The sequence below is a fragment of the Chloroflexota bacterium genome, from assembly GCA_040902225.1.
Taxonomy (GTDB): domain Bacteria; phylum Chloroflexota; class Limnocylindria; order QHBO01; family QHBO01; genus CF-167.
Genome location: JBBDXT010000002.1, coordinates 212740 through 230819, shown reverse-complemented (window position 1 = coordinate 230819; position 18080 = coordinate 212740). Strand labels below are relative to the sequence as shown.

The window sequence follows — 18080 nt, the reverse complement described above, 5'->3', positions numbered from 1 at the left end:
TGTGGACCTGCCGCTCGGCGTCGCGGCGGCTGCGGCAGCCGCCCTCTTCTTCGCAACGGCCGATTTCTCGGGCGCCGTCGTCTCCCGCAGGGCCACGCCACTCTCTGCGGCGTTCTCGGTGCAGCTGATCAGTGGGGTCGCCCTCGCCATCGTCCTTGTGGCCACTGCTCAGGAGGTGCGTCCGTTCGCCGTGGGAATCGGTCTGATCGCCGGACTCGGCGTGGCGATCGGCCTGTTGGCACTGTACGAGGCCCTCTCGATCGGGGCGATGGGAGTGGTCGCGGTGCTGACCGGGGTGGTCGCCTCGGCACTCACCTTGGCATTCGACATCCTGGTGGCTGGAAGAGCACCTTCTGCCCTGCAGTTGACAGGCATGGCCTGCGCGATCGCGGGAGCGGCCGTGAGCGCGCGCCTCGGAACGGTGACCATCCGCGTGGCCGTCCTGTCCCTGGTCGTAGGATGCGCCTTCGGGGCGTCGTTCATCGCCTTCAATCTCGCCGCCGGGGAGAGCCTTGTCACCGTGCTCTTCGCCGCTCGGCTGGCTGCCATCGTTCTGCTCGGTGCGATCTGGGCGCTGCGGCCAGGCCGGCGCCTGGCCGTCCATCCGCTGATCGCTCTCGCTGGTGCGCTCGATACCGCGGCAAATCTGCTGATAATGGTGGCGGTGTCGCTCGTGCCGGTGAGCCTGGCCACCGCGATCTCATCGGCTGACCCACCGATCATCATCATGTTCCTTGCTCGCTCCATCCTGGGCGAGGGCCTCCCCAGGCTGGCCTATCTGTCGGTCGCGCTGGGCTGCGCCGGAATCGGCTTGATGATCCTAGGCTGATGCAAGTTGACGAGGCGATGTGTCACCTGCTTCGTGTCCAGATATGCCTGCCGGTAGTGGCCGAAGAGCTCGTCATACAACCTTGCATGCTCGCGATTCGGCTCGATCGTCCGCTCGATCGGGTTCCATCCCGCTGACCCACTCATCCCAGCCGCTTCTGCGGCGAGCATCGCGTCGCCGAGCGCGGCGCCAACGCCATGGCGTGGCATGAGCTGGGTGACGCCGCTCACATCGCTCACCACCTGGGGCCAGGTTGGGGTACGCGCCCCGCCGCCAACCGCCAGGTGCCGCGCGGCGGGGGGACTGACATCGTCGAAGGCGGCGAGGTTATGGCGGACTCCCATGGCAACGCCTTCCAGCATGGCGCGCATGATCTGCGAGCGCCCGTGCGACAGGGTCAGGCCGAGCAGCGTGCCGCGCGCATGCGGATCGAAGATGGGTGTCCGCTCGCCGGCAAAGTACGGGAGCAGGAGGAGTCCCTCTGCGCCGGGCTGCACCGCTGCCGCCTCGGCCATCAGCGTCTCGAGCCGCTCACCCACCAGCTCGCCGAACCACGAGGCGACGATCCCGCCGGTCGCCATGCCCGCGGCAAGGGTCTCGGTTCCCTCGTGGACGCCCGCGGTCGCCCACAGGCGCGGCGACCTCGTTCCGCGCTCCACGACCTTGGTCAGGAACATGGTCGATCCGTACATCAGCATGACGTCGCCCGTCTGGGTCGCGCCGATGCTCACCGCCTCCGCCCAGGCGTCGATCGTGCCCGCCAGGACCGGCGTGTCTCCATCCAGACCGGTTGCGCTCGCGGCGGCGGCCGTCACGCGGCCAGCGAGCTCCGATGGCCAGAGGAGGCGAGGCAGCTCGATCCCCGGCGCGACGCGATCGACCATCTCGTCATTCCATTGGTTGGCAGGCAGGTCGTATAGCGGGTTGCACTGGCTGGCCGAGTGGTGGTCGAGCACGTACTCCCCGGTAAGCCGCCAGACCGCATATGAGCTCGGCATGGAGAAGCGCCGCGTCGAGGCCCACACGTCGGGATCGTGGCGCTGGAGCCAGAGGAGCTTTGGCCCAACCGCCTGGGAGCTGAGAAGCGACCCGCCATGGGCGAGCAGCTCCTTCTCGCCGATCTCCTCGCTGAGCTCCGCGATCTCCGCTTCGGCGCGCGTGTCGATGCCATACAGGATCGCTGGGCGCAATGGTTCGCCGGCCGCGGTCATCGGCGCCAGGCAGGGTCCCATGCCGCTGACGCAGACAGCCGCCGGCGACGTGCCCACCGCAGCCACGACCTGCCGGCTGAGCAAGGCCACCTCGGACCACCAGACCGCCGGGTCGTGCTCCGCCCATTGCACGCGCGGTCGGGAGATCTCATGGGCAATCTGCTCGGTGGCGCGGATCTCGCCACTCTCGTCGACCGCGACCGCCTTGGACGACGACGTGCCGATATCGATGCCAAGGACGTAGGCCATCGCGCGATTCAGCCGTACAGCGGTCCGAACGCGGCGCAGGCGCGGAAGTCTGCGCCCTCCGGATCGGCGGTGCCAAACCCGTTCCAGGCGGCCGGTCGAAAGACAGCATCGGCGTCGATGTTGTGCATGAAGACCGGCACGCGAAGGATCGACGCAAGGGTGATCAGGTCCGCGCCGATGTGGCCGTGGCTGATCGCGGCATGGTTGGCGCCCCAGGCGTTCATGACCGAGTACACGTCCCGGAAGACCCCATCACCCCCGGTCCGGGGGACGAACCAGGTCGTCGGCCACGACGGGTTGGTTCGGTCATCGAGGATCGCGTGCACCGCGTCCGGCAGCTCAATCGTCCAGCCCTCGGCGATCTGGAGCGCCGGCAGGCCGCGATAAAGGTTGATGCGACACATGGTCGCCGGCATCCCGCCCCGGGTCCGGAAGCGTGTCGACCAACCGCCGCCGCGGAAGTACTCGGTGAGCCCCGGGTGCCACGTCGTCGCGCGCAGGGTTGCGGCGATCTCGTCCTCGGAGAGCTCCCAGAACGGCTTGATTCCGGCTCGGCCGTCGATAGTCTGCTGGCCGGTCGCGTCGAGGGCTGCCGGCCCGGAGTTGATCAAGTGGAGGAATCCCCCCGCCCCGACGCCGCTGAGCTCATGGCCCGATACCCGTTTGACCGCCGCCGGGCTCCAATAGGTGCGGACGTCGGCAAAGATCTGAGCCGTGTTGGTCAGCAGGTAGCCGAAGAGCATCGAGGCGCCGTTGAGCGAGTCGTTCTCCGTGGCGACCACGTACGGAGCGCGGGGCCCATCCCAGTCAAAGGACGAGTTCAGGATGGCCTCCATGAAGTCCCCGTTCGGCAGGAAATCGGTCCACTGACGTTGCCCCTGGAAGCCCGCCAGGATCGCGTTGTGGCCGAGCGACTCCTCGCCATGCCCGGCCTCCTTCAGCTTCGGATTGCCGACCATCAGGTCCCGCATGGCGAGCGCCATCTTCACCGATGAGGCCCAGTCGCTATCCAGCTCCTCTCGAGAGCGCTGCTTGTCGGCGCGGTTGTAATCCGTCCCCTCGATGCAGTTCGCGCGAACCCATTCCATCGCGCGCTCGAATTCCTGCTGGTCGTAGATCCCTCGCTCGATCCTGCGCAGGATTTCGCTCATGTCAATCGCCTCGACTCGCATCCCCAGGTAGCGCTGGAAAAAGGCGTGGTCCACGATCGATCCCGCGATCCCCATCGAGGTGCCGCCGACCGACAGGTAGGATCGGCTTCGCATCATCTGTGATGCGACGGCTGCCTTCGCGAACCGCAGCACCTTCTCGCGAACGTCATCCGGAACCGACACGTCACCGCTGTCCTGGACTTCCCGTCCGTAGATGCCGAACGCGGGGAGACCTTGCTGGTTGTGGGCTGCCAGGACAGCAGCGAGGTAAACGGCGCCCGGCCGCTCCGTTCCGTTGAATCCCCACACAGCCTTGGGCCGAAGGGGATCGACGTCCATTGTCTCGGAGCCATAACACCATGCAGGCGTGACCGAGATGGTGGCCCCTACGTCTTCGCGCCGAAACTTCTCATCGCTCGCAGCCGCCTCCGCCACACGACCGATCGTGGAGTCGGCAATGACGCATTCCACGGGATCGCCATTCGGGTAGCGGAGCGCGTCGGAGATCGTCTCCGCGAGAGCTCGTGCGAGCTGCATCGTCTGCGCTTCGAGGGATTCTCGGACTCCTCCTTCCCGAGCATCGATTGTCGGTCGGATGCCGATCCTGGGGAGGACTCCAAATCGGTCCGCGGTCATCGGTCTTACTCCTCAGCACCTGGCAGCGAACGAGGCTGCCTCGCGCAGTCGCCGCCGCATTGCGTCAAGTATCAGCCGAGGGTTCGTTGTCGTGCCCTATCTGGGGCCCGCGAGGATGCTCGTCGAGGATTTGGTGCCAAGGCGCCCTAACTTGTATCGACCTTCGAAGCCGATGGACCCCAGTGCCAGGTGTCCTCGAAGGCCAGCAGCTGGGCATCGGTGGCATTGCCCGACTCGTCGCGGAAGATGACGTTGTCGTCGCGGTTCGAGTTGAAGGGCGGGTCGAGGTAGACCAGGTCGACGGCGGCATCAGGCAGGTAGCGACGCAGGATGTCCAGGTTGTCGCCGTAGTAGAGGACGTTGGTAGCGAGGTCAGGCATTTAGGGCTTCCTGAAGCAGGTCGACCGCTTCCGCGTGGCGCTGTTCGGAGACGAGCAGGTCGGACCACTCGCGGAGGACGACGGCGAGCCTTGGTCGTGGGCCGGCGGTGCGGAGGAGTTCTGCTGCCTGGCGGTAGGTTGCCTCTGCGGCGTTGTCATCGGTCTGGCGCTGGGAACGAGCGAGCGTCAGGAGAGCGCTTGACTCGGTGTTGGTGTTCTGGCTGGCGCGGGCGAGCTCGAGAGCTTCGGCCACCTTCTCGCGGACGGCGGGGTGGTCACCGAGGGCGAGGGCGATCTGGGCTTCCGTCTCCGTCACGTACGCCAGCGAAGCCTGATCGTTGCGTTGTTCGCTCATCTGGCGGGCCTCAGCGGCGAGCTCAGTGGCGCGCGCTGCGTTTCCGAGCTGGAGGTAGGTGAGCGCCAGGGTGTTGCGGAGCCCAGTGGCATCGCGTTCCGCGTTGGCCGCCTCGAAGAGGGGAAGGGCCGCAGTTCCGGCGCGAAGCGCCGCCTCAAGGTCGCCGGTCTCGGAATAGCTGTTCGCGAGTGAAAACAGGAAGGTCGCGCGGCGCAGATCGTCCATCTCGCCCGTCAGCGCGCGTCCCTCCTCGAGGAGCGCGAGCGCCCGATCATCGTGGCCGTCCCACGATTCGAGGATCGCGAGCGCGAGCAGGAGCCGCAGCTTGAAATCGGCCTGCACTTTCAGGCCGGCTCGGACCTCGGCCAGGAGCTGATGGAGGAGGGCGCGCGCCTCTTCGGTGTTGTCGAGCTGATGATGGGCGTACGCGAGCCAGTAGCCGGCGTAGGCGGCATCCACCTGCTGCCCGGCCTGGGTGAGTGCCTCGTATGCCGCAGCGGCGTCAGGGAGCGCGTCGCGGGGACGCCCGAGGCGGCAGAGTGCCTCGGCACGTCCGCTCCGGATCAGAGTGGCATCGGTGCCGTTGGCGTCCTCGAGCAGCTGGGTGTATTGGTCGGCGGCAGCCTGCCAATCGCCGGCCGCCAGGCGCAGGTCAGCGGTGAGCCGATCCCAGCCCGGCTGCGCCTCCCGGACCAGGTCGTGCACGGCCAGCCCGAGTCGATCTGAAAGATAGCTCAGGGCTGCCCAGGACGGTCGCACCAGGCCGACCTCCAGGGCGCTGATGTAGGCCGCGGTATACCGGTCGCCCGCCAGCTGGCGCTGAGTAAGCCCGGCTCTGTGTCTGGCCGCACGAAGGCGCGGGCCGACCGTGTTCTCGACCTGAGGTCGCTTCGTCTTCGTCCGCGTCCTCGGCATGCGGGCGAGTGTACCGCAGGTTCCAGCCCCCGCCTGCTCCCGGAGTTGTCCGTGCAGATTAGAAATAGTTGATTATTGGTTCGACGGAGCGTAGGCTTTGGCGACGGTCGGCGGGGCCGGCCGGGGCGCGACGCTCCGAGCGGGCATGGAAGGAGTCATTCCATGCGACTACGGCGTCGGCGTTCCTTGATCAGGCGCATCACAGCGGTCGGTCTCGCAGGGGTGCTGTCCATCCTGGCGGCGGCGACCGCCCTGGCGAACAAACCGCCTCCCGGATGGCCATAGGAGGCGATATCGGAATCTAGGCCCGTTTCTCTTTAGCCGATGAGTGCCCGCTCGGAACGGATGCCCACCGCTCCGGACTTGATCCACGGCTCGACTGGCAACCGGGGGGAAGCCAGCCGGGCCGTTGGCTTTGCCGGCGGGTTTGGCTGGAGTCGAAGGGCGGGTCGAGGTAGACCAGGTCGACGTGGCATGGGGCAGGTAGCGACGCAGGATGTCGAGGTGTCGCCGTAGTAGAGGACGTTGGTGGCGAACTCGGTCATCGGTCCCCGCGAGGTTTGGCTCAGGTGGGCGCCGAAGCCTGAGGAGAGGGTAGCAGCGCGGGCAAGCGATCACGCGCTGGTAATCCTTCGGTAAGGTCCGCCCTGGCCCACGTCCCGAAGGACGGATCGCAGGCGGGGTGGCGATTCCCGCGCGGTTAGCTCGGAGGCTTGGGGCGAGTGTACTGTCGAACCCGTTACCGAGGAGGACTTCTGATGCGCAGCGTGACCTATTCGATGGGTGTCTCACTTGACGGCTACATCGTCGGGCCGGACGGCGGCTTCGACTGGACGGCGCCCGACGAGGAGGTCTTTCGCTTCTGGATCGACGAGATTCGAGAGGTCGGCGTCCACCTGTTGGGACGACGGCTGTACGAGACGATGCTGTACTGGGAGACCGCCGACCAGGATCCATCGCTCGACGACTCAGAGCTCGAGTGGGCCGCGCTCTGGAAGCCGCTCCCAAAGGTGGTGTTCTCCACCACGCTGTCGGCGGTGCAGGGCAATGCCCGCCTGGCCTCCGGCGGCCTGGCGGAGGAGATCGAGCGGTTACGAGCCGAGCCGGGGGAGGGCGACATCGCGATCGGCGGCGCGACTCTCGCCGCCGAGGCGGCCGCGTTGGGTCTCATCGACGAGTACCGGGCCATGGTCTACCCGGTGCTGGTCGGCGGTGGCATTCCGTTCTTTCCCCAGCGCGAGCGTCGGGTGGATCTCGAACTCGTCGAGACCCGCACCTTCAGCTCGAGATTCGTCTACCTCCGCTACCGCGTGGCGAGCTAGCCGGCTCCGCCGCCGAGCCCAACGATTGAGAATGGGCGCACCGTTCTAGCACCATCAATCACAGTTCGCCCCGGCGGGACTAACCGCGATTCGACCTCTCGGACCCGCGGTAGCCGAGGTGGGCGTCGGGAGCACCCCCCGCGACGACTCGCTCGGCCCAAGGCGTTCTGATTAGCGGGACGCTTCCATGAATTGCTTCAAACCCTCAGCCGCGGACGTCGTGTTGCGGCTGAAGATCCTCCGTCGCAGCAGCGGGGCCAGCAGCGCGCCGAGCACGCCGGTGGCCTCTAGCCAGAACTCCGCTTTCGCGCCATCGCCCTTCGCCGCCACGACGTGCCCGCCGGTGACCCGCAGGCCCGGCGCCAAAGCCGACGTCCAGGTGAACGAGCGCCCATCCACGTACTCGGTCACCGTCCAGTCCGAGGTTGCCTGCCGATCGGTGGTCTTGCAGCGCACCGTGTTGCCCATGGCCAGGGGGCCTGCTTCGAGTCGCTCGAGGCGCTCCCACTGGGACGCCCAGCGTGGCCAGTGCTCGACGTCGGCCAGCGCCGTCCACACGGCGTCCGGCGACGCGGCAATGTCAATACTGCGGGCGACGCGAGACATCCGGTCCATGCTACCCCAGCGATTCGACCTCTCGGAGGCAAGGGCACGAAGGGATGACGGTTAGCAAGCAGCGCCGTGTGCGCGTGGGCCGCGCCAGTGGCCATTACGGTCGGCGCGACTCAACCCGCCGGATCAGCGAGACTCCTACCCCATAGCCGCGTATTCGCCCCGGCGAGGATGATCAGAGATGGCCTCAGCGATGATGCGGACCGCGCGGGAGGGTAGCAGCGGGAGCAAGAGCGACACAGGCCGTCGAGGCCACGGCCCAACGCCCCGCGGTCGGCCGTATCCTTCCACCCGTGGCAGGGTGCTGCCACCCTGCAGTGGGAGTTGAACGATGGATGACACCGAGTTCTCCACAGAGCGGCTGCTCGAGCAGGCATCGGGCAACCAGAGTGCAATCTTCCTCATGGGCGTGCGGTGGGCGCGCGAGCGGGATGGGTCCGTAGACGCCTGGGCCAACTTCGTCGGGAGCCAGTTCGCAGAGGGCTGGTCGAGCCTCCGTGACGGCGGTGCTCTGAAGGTCGCTCGGATGGCAGGGCTCAACTTCGCCAGCTCCGCTGATTCGAAGTTCATCGGCCTCGAAGGCGATGCATCGCGTGCGGAAGCGGTCATCGAGGGGCCGGACGCCGAATGGCTCAAGGAGTCCGGCGTTTCGCTCGAGGACAACGATCGGGCGAACGAGCTGATATTCGCCCGCATCGCCGAATACCTTGGGCTGTTGTTCGAGTCGCATCGAGATGAGGCGGGTCTTCACCTCGTCTTCTCCGAGGCGTTGGCCAGCCTCGCAGGGCATCGCGAACTCTGACGAAGCTGGGCTGGCTGTTGTCATTGTGATCTCGCCGCAATCGCGGCCTCGCCTCGTCTTGCGATGCGATCAGGTCGCCTCGGCCGATGGACCCCAGTGCCAGGTGTCCTCGAAGGCCAGCAGCTGGGCATCGGTGGCATTGCCCGACTCGTCGCGGAAGATGACGTTGTCGTCGCGATTCGAGTTGAAGGGCGGGTCGAGGTAGACCAGGTCGACGGCGGCATCGGGCAGGTAGCGACGCAGGATGTCGAGGTTGTCGCCGTAGTAGAGGACGTCGGTCTGCATCGAGCTCTGGCCCCTCCGTCGGGAAGCGTAACAGGCGGAAATTCGTTGACATCTGGGTGAGCCGCCGGTAGGGTCACCCAAAGCGCTTTGTACGCTTCGCTGGAGGGCAGGAGTCGTGATGGAGTCAACGGGTCGGGGCGTCAGTCTCTACACGCGCCAGGCGACTGGCCTGGTCCGCGAGATCGGCATGAGCAGCAATCTCGCGCTCAACATCTCGTTCATCTCGCTGCCGCTGGCGGTGCTGGTGGCGACCCAGGCTCCCTACGCGTTTCCCGGGTCGAATTTGATCGGGATCGTGATCATCACGGCGCTGCTGTGCATCATCCCGACCCTGCTCTACGGCTCGCTGTCGCAGGCGATGCCGCGCTCGGGTGGCGACTACGTGTTCGTTAGTCGGATCATTCATCCGATCATCGGCTTCGTCGCGAACTTCAGCGTGACCATGTGGTTCCAGCTCGTGATCGCCTACTTCGGCGCGCTGCTGGCTCCATTCGGCCTGTCGGCCGCGCTGTCGACGATGGGTGCCGCAACGGGGAATGCGACCCTCACGGAATGGGCCACGACCGTCACTGCGAAGGAGTGGCAGTTCGCAACGGGCGCGATCGTGCTGATTTTCACCGCGGCGCTCATGAGCCTCGACCTGCGCCGTTCGATGAGGGTCTTCCAATGGATCTTCTGGCTCTCGCTGGTGGGCGTGGCGATCGCCGCGCTGCTGACCCTGATCAACGGCCGTGATGCCTTCGAGGCCGCGGTGACGAAGTTCGGTGGGGACTACAACCAGATGATCGCCGACGCCAAGGCAGCCGGGTTCACGGGCGCGGTGTCCGGAATCGACTGGAACGCCACGATTGCGGCCACGCCGCTGGCGTTCGCCAGCTTCGGCTACGCAATCGTCACCACGTATGCCGGTGGCGAGGTGCGCTCAGCGCGGACCGTCATGCTCAAGGGGCTGCTCTGGGCGCTGGGCATCAGCGCGGTCATCGTGCTGATCATGCTGGCCCTCTCGGCCCGCACATTCGGGCAGGAGTGGCTCGGGTCGGCGACGTTCCTGGCGAACGAGGTGCCGGACAAGTACCTGCTGCCGTCGTACCCCTTCTACTTCTTCTTCGCCGCGATGCTGACCGACAACAGCATCCTGATCGCAATCATGTCGGTGAGCTTCGTGCTTGCCTTCTTCGCGGCGCTGCCGCCCACCTTCCTGATCGCCACCCGCAGCCTGTTCGCGTGGTCCTTCGACCGGATCCTGCCGGACAAGGTCAGTGAGGTGAACGACCGCACCCATTCGCCGGTCTGGGCGAACATGATCGTGCTGGTCATCACGCTCGTCTTCCTGGCGCTGATCGTCTACGGCCCGGGCGAGTTCCTGACGCTGCTGTTCACGGCGGGTGCCGCGGAGATCATGACCTTCATCATCGTGGCGATCGCGGCAGCGGTCTTCCCGTACCGGCGACGTGACCTGTGGGAGTCCTCGCCCATCAACCAGCGCTTCATGGGCGTGCCGCGCATCACGCTGATCGGCGTGGCGGCGGTGATCGTTTACTTCATCTTCCTGATCCCGCTGCTCACCAACGACACGCTGGGTGCCAACGCTCCAGTCGGGCTGTGGGCCACGGCGATCCTCTTCGCCCTGCCGTTCGTGATCTATGCGGTCAGCTACATGTTGAACAAGAGCCGAGGCGTGGACCTCGGCCTGGCCTTCGAGTCGCTGCCACCCGAGTAGTCGGACCGTGGAGACCGTCGAGCGCAGGATCCTGTGGGTCAATCCTGTCGGCACGCCTGCGTTCGACGCGGACACGCTTGAGCTGATCGAGGAGGTGCGGCGTCCGGGCTTTACACCCGACGTCCGCAGCCTGGAGCACGGGCCGCCGCACCTCGAGTACCACACCTACGAGCACGAGGCCGCTGGGCCGATGCTCGCGCTGATGCGCGAGGCGGACGAGGCCGGCTACGACGCGGCCGTCATCGGCTGCTTCTATGACGGCGGGCTGCGCGAGGCGCGCGAGCTGTGTCGCATGCCGATCGTCGGCATGGAGGAGGCGGCCCTGGCGTACGCGGCGACCATGGGGCACAAGTTCAGCATCATCGTGGGACGGCGAAAATGGATCCCGAAGATGGCCGACAACCTCATCCTCTATGGGCACGAACGCCGGCTTGCCTCGCTTCGCTCGGTCGAGATGGGGATCCCGGAGGTCCTGGCCGATCCCGAAGGCTTCTTCGACGCGTGCATCCGCGAGGCGCGGCTGGCCGTGGCAGAGGACGGTGCCGAGGTGGTCGTCCTGTCGGAGATGGCCACGCCGGCCTTCTGGCGACGCGTTCGCGACGAGGTGCCATTCCCGATCGTCGATCCCGCGGTGGCCTGTTGGAAGTTCGCAGAAATGGCCGCCGACCTGTACCGGACGGTCGGGTACAGCCACTCCAAGGTGGGGGGCCACGAGGCGCCGCCGCCGCCGATCACCCTCGGTCGATGACGGTGGCGGGCGGCTCGGCGCTGGATGCGGCGGTGGCGGCTCGCAATTGGCAGCTGCTGGACGAGGCACTTCGCATCATTGACCGCTGCCGGGGAATGGGGGTCGAGGCGCGCCTGATCGGCGGCCTCGCGATCCTTCACCATGACGCCAAGCTGCGCGAACGCGGCGGCTCGCGGGCGATCAACGATATCGACCTGATGGTGCCCACGGGGACGCATCGGCTTCTGTCGCTGCTCCTGATCCAGGCCGGCTACACGCCGGAAGAGCGCTTCAACGCGCTCAACGGCCATCGGCGCATGGTCTTTCACGGCTCGGACTGGGACATTGACGTGCTGGTCGGCATCTTTGAGATGTGCCACCGGATCGACATGTCGAGCCGATTCGCGCTCGACTACCCGACCCTGCCAGCCACCGACCTGCTCCTGACCAAGCTCCAGATCGTGAAGCTGAATGCGAAGGACGCTGGTGACACGGTCGACCTGCTGCGCGCTCATGGGATGGGGGAGGGGCCTGGTGACCACATCGACCTGGCGCGATTGCGGGCGCTGGTGCGCGACGACTGGGGGCTGTGGCGAACCATCACCGGAACCGTCGACACCATCATCGCCACCGATCCATCCGCCGATGTGACCGAGCGCCTGCGCGTGCTCCTTGCTGCGCTGCGTGACGCGCCCAAGTCCGCCCGCTGGAAGCTGCGGGCGCGGGTCGGTGACCGGGTGCAGTGGTACGTGCTGCCTGACGAGGTGAACCAGTGACCTATTCGATTGTGGCCGCCGGTCCCGCCGCCGGTGAGGTGGGTGTGGCCGTCCAGTCCAAGTTCCTGGCGGTGGGGTCGATCGTGCCGTGGGCGGCGGCGGATGCCGGGGCTGTGGCCACCCAAGCGCTCGCCAACGTGACGATTGGGCCGCGGGGGCTTGCCCTGATGCGCGGCGGCACGGCACCGGCCGACTGCGTCGAGGCGCTCCTCGCCGGCGACGGCCTGCGCGAGCAGCGGCAATTCGGATTGGTGGCTCCCGACGGGCGCGCAGCCTCGTTCACCGGCAGCGAGTGCTTCGACCATGCCTCATCGATCGTTGGTGATGGATTCGCGGCGCAGGGCAACATCCTCGCCGCGCGCGCCGTGGTGGAGGGGCTCGTCGCCGGCTTCGGGGAGACCGCAGGGCAGCCCCTGGCCGATCGGCTGCTGCGGGCGCTCGAGCGCGCCCAGGAGGCCGGTGGCGACCGCCGCGGTCAGGAGTCGGCCGCCCTGTTGGTGGTTCGAGCCGGCGGCGGCTACGGGGGGAACCACGACCGGATGCTGGACCTGCGCGCCGACGACCACGCCACCCCCATCGCCGAGCTGCAGCGCCTGCTGGCGCTCCACCGGCTCTACTTCGACCGACCCGATCCTGCCCAGGCGCTGCCCATCGACGGAGCGCTGCGAGACGAGCTGCGCTCGGTGCTAGTGCGACGAGGCTTCGACCCCGACGCCGATTGGCGCAACGCGCTGTTCGGCTACTTCGGCTGGGAGAACCTCGAGGAGCGCTGGCTCGACGAACATCGGCTCGATCCTGCCGTCCTGGCCTACATCCGTGAGCACGAAGGGGACCGATCATGACGACGATCCGCAGCGAGATCGAGCTCGACGACTTCCTGCGCGGGACAAACTTCTTCTCTGCCAGCGGCGGTGGGGTGCCGGATGTCCAGCGGGAGCTGCTGCTTGATGACATGGCGCGCGGCGTGGAGCTGTCATGGACCCCGCTCGACGAGATGGATCCCGATGCGCTGATCTGCACCGCCTGCTTCTCAGGCTCGATCGCGCCGGAGACGTTCGAGGCCAGCGAGGAGGCTGACCTGATCGCCGGGTCGGACCGCATCCGCCGCCCGATGGTTGAGTCGGTGCGGGCGCTCGAAGCAGAGCTCGGCCGGAAGATCGGTGGGATCTGCTCGATCGAAATCGGCGGGATCAACACCTCAGCAGTGCTCGACGCGGCTGCCAACCTGGGGATCGGCATGGTCGACGGCGACTATGCCGGGAGGGCGATCCCTGAGCTGCACGCCACGACGCCACACCTGTTCGGCGTCCCGGTCCTGCCCTGGGCATCGGTCGACGAGTACGGCAACTCGATCGTGATTCGCAAGGCAGCCTCGAATGCGTTCGCCGAGCGCATCGGCAAGCACCTGGCGCTGGCCTCGTTCGGCTTGATCGGCTGCGCGCTGGTGGCCCTGCCGGTCAGCGAGGTGCGACGCATCTACGTGCCGGGCACCATCACCGAAAGCCTGGCCGTGGGCCGCGCGATCCGGGAGGCCCGGGAGGCGGGGAGCGACCCGGTCGTGGCCGCGGCCCGCACGCTGGATGGCTGGGTCCTGTTTCGCGGGACCATCGTCGAGCGCGAGTGGCGCAACACCGGGTACCTCGAGGGGACCCACGTGGTCGAGGGTGAGGGCACGTTTGGCGGGCATCGCCTCAAGATCTGGTTCAAGAACGAGAACCACCTCACCTGGCTCGACGGGGCGGACTACATAGCCAGCCCGGACCTGATCGAGGTCTGCGACGCGACCACCGCCGAGCCCCTTGTCAACACCTACGTCAAGGAAGGGGACCGGATCGCGGTCGTCGCTGCACGACGCCGAGAGGTATGGAACAGCGAGGCGGGCCTGGCGACGCTGGGGCCGGCGCACTTCGGCTGGCGCGAGTTCACCTTCCGGCCGATCGAGTCGATGGCGGGAGAACGAGCATGAGCGTCGCAGCCTTCGACCCCGAGCACGCCATCTCGCCGGGCGAGTTTCGCGAACGCCAGGATCGAGCGCGCGCCGCGGCGGCGGAGCAGGGCTTCGACGGGATCGTGGTCTGGTCGCGCGGCGGTGGGCCGGTCGACATGTCGGCCGACGTTGTGTACCTGGCCAACCACTACAGCCAGCAGCCGTACATGGCCGATCACGCGGGAATCGGTCGCGCCCGCTCCCACGGTGTGCTGGTGCTGCCGGTGCATGGTCCGAGCATCCTGGTGATCGACGTCCCGTGGTGGCGGTCCGATCTGGCAGTCGCGGATGAGGTGCGGACCGGGAACGATGTGGTCGCCAAGGCGGCCGACGCGATGCGGTCTGCGGGTCTCGATGGGCGCCGCGTCGGGCTCGTGGGCGCCAGCCACATGACCGCGGCCGCGTACCTCGGCTTCGCCGCGGCCCTTCCGGCGGTTGACCTCGTCCGCGCCGATGACCTGGTCGAGCGCCTCCGGATCTACAAGACCCAGGCTGAGGTGGTGGCCATGCGCGCCGCGATCGCGCTGGGCGACGAGGCGGTCAAGGCCGCAATGGAGGCCGCCGTGGTGGGTGCCACGGAGGCGGACTGTGCGGCCGAGGCGGCAGCGGTGGTGGCCCGGGGCGGCGGCGTCCTGTACGACGCTGCCTGCGCCTCCGGCGTCCAGGCCCACAACTTCACCTGGGCCCGGATGCCTTCCTCCTCGCTGCGTCCGCTGGAGCGCGGCGACATGTTCCACATGGACTGCTACGGCGCGCTGGCCGGCTACTTCTGGGATTTCGGTCGCACACGCGTGGCCGGCGATGACCCGACCCCGCAGCAGCGGGACCTGGTCGAGGCCTCCATCGGCCTGGTTGACGCGGTCTGTGCGGCGATCCGCCCCGGCGTCACCGCGGCCCAGGTCTATGCGGTGGGGGAGCGCTTCATGGCCGAATCCGCCGTGATCGCCGGCATCCCGGTCGAGGCGGCCGACACGGAGGGCTTTCCGGCGGTCGGCCACGGCATCGGCCTGGGTTGGGAGGCACCCTGGCTGACGCCCAACGACCACACCGTCTTGGTGCCGGGGATGACGATCGCGGTGGAGACGCTGATCGGCCATTCCTCCATGGGCGGCGGCTTCTTCGAGGAGAACGGGGTGGTCACCGAGACCGGCTTCGAGGTGCTGACCACCGCTCGGCGGACGTGGTGGTGAGCGACGAGGATGCCGTCCTCGCGGTCCTGGATCAGTTCCGCCGCGGCTGGGAGGCCCTCGACGCCGACGCCGTGCTGGCCTGCTTCGCGAGGGATCCCCAGATCGTCGTGATCGGCACCGATGAGGGGGAGTACTGGCGCGGCTTCGACGCACTGGTCGCGCCGTTCCGAAGCATGGTCGGCGCCTTCACCGATCCGGTGTATGACTGGGACAGTCCGCCCCAGATCCACGTGGACGGAGACATCGCCTGGGCCGATGGCCGACTCGACACGAGCTTGACCGCGGACGGCGAGCGGCTCGCCGTCAGCATGCGGACCAGCTGGGTCCTGCGCCGAGGCGCACGCTGGGAGATCGTCCAGGCGCACTTCTCGGTTGCCCCTGCCGCTCCGGTTGCGGCTTACTAGGGCCGATGTTCTCGCGAACCCCCGCGGGCGAGACCCGCATCTTCTTCTGCGCCGACATCCACGGCTCGGAGCGGTGCTTCCGGAAGTGGCTGAACGCGGCCCGCAGCTACCGCTGCGACTCGCTGGTCTTCGGCGGCGACCTGGCGGGCAAGATCCTGCAGCCGATCGTCGACACCGGCGCCGGGCACTACCAGACCGAGATGTACGGCCAGCAGCTGGTTGCCGATGCGCCGGCCGAGCTCCAGGCGATCACCGACCGCATCCGCAACGCGGGACGCTACGAGGTGATCGTCACGCGGGACGAGAAGGAGTCGCTGGACGCCTCACCGGAGCTGGTGCGGGAGACATTCGTGCGGGTGGCCCGCGAGAGTGCGACTCGCTGGCTGGAGCTCGCCGACGAGCGGCTGCGGGAGGTCGGCATCCCGGCGTTCATGATGTTGGGTAACGACGACTTCGTCGAGATGCAGGACGTCTTCGCCGGGTCGGAGCGCGTCACCAATCCGGAGGACCGCGTCGTAGAGCTGCCCGGCGGCTACGAGATGATCTCACTGGGTTACTCCAACCCCACGCCATGGAGCTCGCCGCGCGAGCTGAGCGAACCTGACCTCGCGACCCGATTGGAGGCGATGGCGTCCCGCTTGCAGGATCCGGGAAAGAGCATCTTCAACCTCCACGTGCCGCCGCAGGGGACCCACCTGGACCAGGCGGCGCTGCTGGATGAGACCTTCACCCCAATCGTCAGCGGCGGGCGCGTGCAGATGGGAAACGTGGGCAGCTCGTCGGTCCGCAGCCTGATCGAGCACTACCAGCCGATGCTCAGCCTCCACGGGCATATCCACGAGTCCCATGGCATGTCGAAGATCGGGCGGACGATGTCCATCAATCCCGGCAGCGAATACGTCGACGGCATCCTCAAGGGCGCGATCGTGACCCTCGACCCGCAGAAAGGGGTCAAGGGCTGGCAGCTGGTCCAGGGTTGATCCGCGTCGTCGATTCGCGGACGATGAGCCGGGTCTCGACGACGACGTTGAGCGGTCGCGCCGGCGTTGCACTGTCGGCCAGGATGCGCTGCACCACGCCGATCGCCTGGGCACCAAGTTCGGCCGCCCGGGGGTCGATGGTCGTCAACGGGGGATGCGCATTGCGCGACAGGACCGTGTCGCCCTCACCCACGATCCCCAGCTCGTCTGGCACCGAGATGCCGAGCTCCTCTGCCGCTCCAAGCACGCCGATCGCCTGCCGGTCCACGGCGGCGATGATCGCGTCGGGCCGGCCGGATCGGGTGAGCAGCGTCACCGCCGCGTCGTAGCCAGCCCGCTCACTGAGGTCCTCGGCGCGGGCCACAAGCTGCTCAAGGCCGGCCTCCTCCATCCGCGCCCGGTAGCCCGCTTCCAGGTCGGCGATGTAGGAGTAGCGCTCGTGGCCGAGGGAGAGCAGGGCGGGACGGCGATAGTCCTGCGCAGCCAGGTGGTCGAGGACGCGCCCGATCGCAACGCCCGTGTCATTGTCGACCCAGTGGGTTCGGGTGCGGCCGAGGTAGCGTCCCACCGTGACGACGGGCACGTTGTATCGGCGCAGCAACGGGAGCACGTCATTGCTGCTGCTCGGATCGACCAGGATCGCCGCGTCCAGCCTCTGCGTATCGAGGAGCGACTCGAGCGGGAAGTCGCTTGACCGATGGGCCGGGAGCAGCACGAACGAGTAGCCGTCGTGTGTCGCAGCCGCGGACAGCGAGCCGAGCAGCTCGGGGAAGTAGGGGTTCAGGAGCAGGTGCTCGCCCTCCATCGGAAATTGGAGGCCGAGCGCCATCGTCCGCCCGGTGGCCAAGCCGCGCGCGGCCACCGTGGGTCGGTACGCCAGGCGTCTGGCGGCGTCGAGCACCGCTTGCCGCGTCTTGGCGGCCACTGGTCGCTTGCCCGACAGCACGTGCGAGACGGTCGTGATGCTGACCCGTGCCTCGCGGGCCACATCGGCGATGCGCGCGGGTCGCGGTCCGGACGAGCTGCGCACCCTACCTCCGATTCCCATGGATCAGCCCCGAGACAATAGCCCTCGCCTCAGGTCGTGGTGTCCCAGGTGATGGTGCGGTCGGGGATGAACCGCAGCAACACGTGGCTGCCGAGCTGCATCGCGCGGCCGGCGTCCGAGGCTCGCTCCTCCGGCGAGAGGTATCGGTCATGGATGCGGCGAACCGTGATCATCACATTGTCGAGGGGCTCATCCACGATCTCGACCCGCCCACGCATCACGACTGCACGCATCGCGAGGCCACTCACCGCCTCATCGATCGTGAGCGCCGCGTGCGGGTTGCGCCGGAGAACGCGGTAGTTCGCGAAGGTGGGGCTGGTCTCCATCCAGACGTCACTGCCATCCCACCAGAACCACATCGGCAGGACGCGGGGACGATCGCCGTCGCTCGTCCCCAGGCGGGCGATAAGGGGGCGCTCCAGGAAGCGATCCATCGCCTCTTTGCTCATGGGCGGTCCATCGGCCGTGCTTGGATCCTTCGCGGAATGTCGTGTCACGCTC

At 67.5% G+C, this 18080-nt stretch carries 19 protein-coding genes; 11 read left to right on the top strand and 8 right to left on the bottom strand.

The features are described from left to right. Window position 1 precedes the first annotated feature (1 nt). Window positions 2-829 (top strand): EamA family transporter, encoded by an 828-nt coding sequence (locus WEB29_01315; GenBank protein MEX2135585.1) that lies wholly within the window; start codon window positions 2-4, stop codon window positions 827-829. Here the strand turns inward: WEB29_01315 and WEB29_01310 are convergent. From WEB29_01310 to WEB29_01295, 4 genes are all read right to left on the bottom strand, one after another. Then, entirely contained in the window at window positions 775-2289 is a 1515-nt protein-coding gene (locus WEB29_01310) for an FGGY family carbohydrate kinase (GenBank protein ID MEX2135584.1), read from the bottom strand. The two genes, WEB29_01315 and WEB29_01310, sit on opposite strands and share 55 nt — an antisense overlap. 8 nt (window positions 2290-2297) lie before the next feature. Then, a complete protein-coding gene (locus tag WEB29_01305) occupies window positions 2298-4076 on the bottom strand; it encodes an L-fucose isomerase (GenBank protein MEX2135583.1) in 1779 nt (592 codons plus the stop codon). A 146-nt stretch (window positions 4077-4222) separates the two neighbouring features. Then, complete coding sequence (locus WEB29_01300) at window positions 4223-4456, bottom strand: hypothetical protein (protein MEX2135582.1); 234 nt, start codon at window positions 4454-4456, stop codon at window positions 4223-4225. Continuing rightward, on the bottom strand, window positions 4449-5726 hold the full coding sequence (locus tag WEB29_01295; protein MEX2135581.1) for a helix-turn-helix transcriptional regulator: 1278 nt from the start codon (window positions 5724-5726) through the stop codon (window positions 4449-4451). The genes WEB29_01300 and WEB29_01295 overlap by 8 nt, the downstream gene beginning before the upstream one ends. 758 nt (window positions 5727-6484) lie before the next feature. Between WEB29_01295 and WEB29_01290 the strand changes: the two genes are divergently transcribed. Then, a complete protein-coding gene (locus WEB29_01290) occupies window positions 6485-7048 on the top strand; it encodes a dihydrofolate reductase family protein (protein MEX2135580.1) in 564 nt (187 codons plus the stop codon). A 171-nt stretch (window positions 7049-7219) separates the two neighbouring features. Here the strand turns inward: WEB29_01290 and WEB29_01285 are convergent, their stop codons facing one another. Beyond that, the gene (locus tag WEB29_01285; protein MEX2135579.1) at window positions 7220-7654 is read right to left on the bottom strand and encodes an SRPBCC family protein; all 435 of its coding nucleotides are present in this window, start codon (window positions 7652-7654) and stop codon (window positions 7220-7222) included. A gap of 337 nt (window positions 7655-7991) precedes the next feature. Here WEB29_01285 and WEB29_01280 point away from each other — a divergent pair, with 337 nt between their 5' ends. Continuing rightward, a complete protein-coding gene (locus WEB29_01280; GenBank protein MEX2135578.1) occupies window positions 7992-8462 on the top strand; it encodes a hypothetical protein in 471 nt (156 codons plus the stop codon). A 69-nt stretch (window positions 8463-8531) separates the two neighbouring features. Here WEB29_01280 and WEB29_01275 read toward each other — a convergent pair whose 3' ends face one another. Continuing rightward, window positions 8532-8747, bottom strand: a complete 216-nt coding sequence (locus WEB29_01275; GenBank protein MEX2135577.1) for a hypothetical protein — start codon at window positions 8745-8747, stop codon at window positions 8532-8534. A 118-nt stretch (window positions 8748-8865) separates the two neighbouring features. Between WEB29_01275 and WEB29_01270 the strand changes: the two genes are divergently transcribed. Genes WEB29_01270 through WEB29_01235 form a run of 8 tightly spaced genes read left to right on the top strand, consistent with a single transcriptional unit; the run spans window position 8866 to window position 16531 of the window. Beyond that, entirely contained in the window at window positions 8866-10467 is a 1602-nt protein-coding gene (locus WEB29_01270) for an APC family permease (protein ID MEX2135576.1), read from the top strand. 7 nt (window positions 10468-10474) lie between these two features. Further along, window positions 10475-11215, top strand: coding sequence for an aspartate/glutamate racemase family protein (locus tag WEB29_01265; GenBank protein MEX2135575.1), 741 nt, complete (start codon window positions 10475-10477; stop codon window positions 11213-11215). Continuing rightward, window positions 11212-11970, top strand: coding sequence for a hypothetical protein (locus WEB29_01260; GenBank protein ID MEX2135574.1), 759 nt, complete (start codon window positions 11212-11214; stop codon window positions 11968-11970). The genes WEB29_01265 and WEB29_01260 overlap by 4 nt, the downstream gene beginning before the upstream one ends. Next, window positions 11967-12812 (top strand): DUF1028 domain-containing protein, encoded by an 846-nt coding sequence (locus WEB29_01255; GenBank protein ID MEX2135573.1) that lies wholly within the window; start codon window positions 11967-11969, stop codon window positions 12810-12812. Before WEB29_01260 ends, WEB29_01255 begins: the two co-directional genes overlap by 4 nt. Further along, window positions 12809-13936: a DUF917 domain-containing protein gene (locus tag WEB29_01250; protein MEX2135572.1), complete on the top strand. Its 1128-nt coding sequence runs from the start codon at window positions 12809-12811 to the stop codon at window positions 13934-13936. Before WEB29_01255 ends, WEB29_01250 begins: the two co-directional genes overlap by 4 nt. Further along, window positions 13933-15147, top strand: coding sequence for a M24 family metallopeptidase (locus tag WEB29_01245; protein ID MEX2135571.1), 1215 nt, complete (start codon window positions 13933-13935; stop codon window positions 15145-15147). The genes WEB29_01250 and WEB29_01245 overlap by 4 nt, the downstream gene beginning before the upstream one ends. Further along, a complete protein-coding gene (locus WEB29_01240) occupies window positions 15144-15551 on the top strand; it encodes a nuclear transport factor 2 family protein (protein MEX2135570.1) in 408 nt (135 codons plus the stop codon). Before WEB29_01245 ends, WEB29_01240 begins: the two co-directional genes overlap by 4 nt. 5 nt (window positions 15552-15556) lie before the next feature. Continuing rightward, a complete protein-coding gene (locus WEB29_01235) occupies window positions 15557-16531 on the top strand; it encodes a metallophosphoesterase (GenBank protein MEX2135569.1) in 975 nt (324 codons plus the stop codon). Here WEB29_01235 and WEB29_01230 read toward each other — a convergent pair. Both WEB29_01230 and WEB29_01225 read right to left on the bottom strand, forming a co-directional pair. Further along, window positions 16503-17561 (bottom strand): LacI family DNA-binding transcriptional regulator, encoded by a 1059-nt coding sequence (locus WEB29_01230; protein MEX2135568.1) that lies wholly within the window; start codon window positions 17559-17561, stop codon window positions 16503-16505. The genes WEB29_01235 and WEB29_01230 overlap by 29 nt on opposite strands. Before the next feature lie 47 nt (window positions 17562-17608). Next, on the bottom strand, window positions 17609-18013 hold the full coding sequence (locus WEB29_01225) for a pyridoxamine 5'-phosphate oxidase family protein (GenBank protein MEX2135567.1): 405 nt from the start codon (window positions 18011-18013) through the stop codon (window positions 17609-17611). Window positions 18014-18080: the final 67 nt, after the last annotated feature.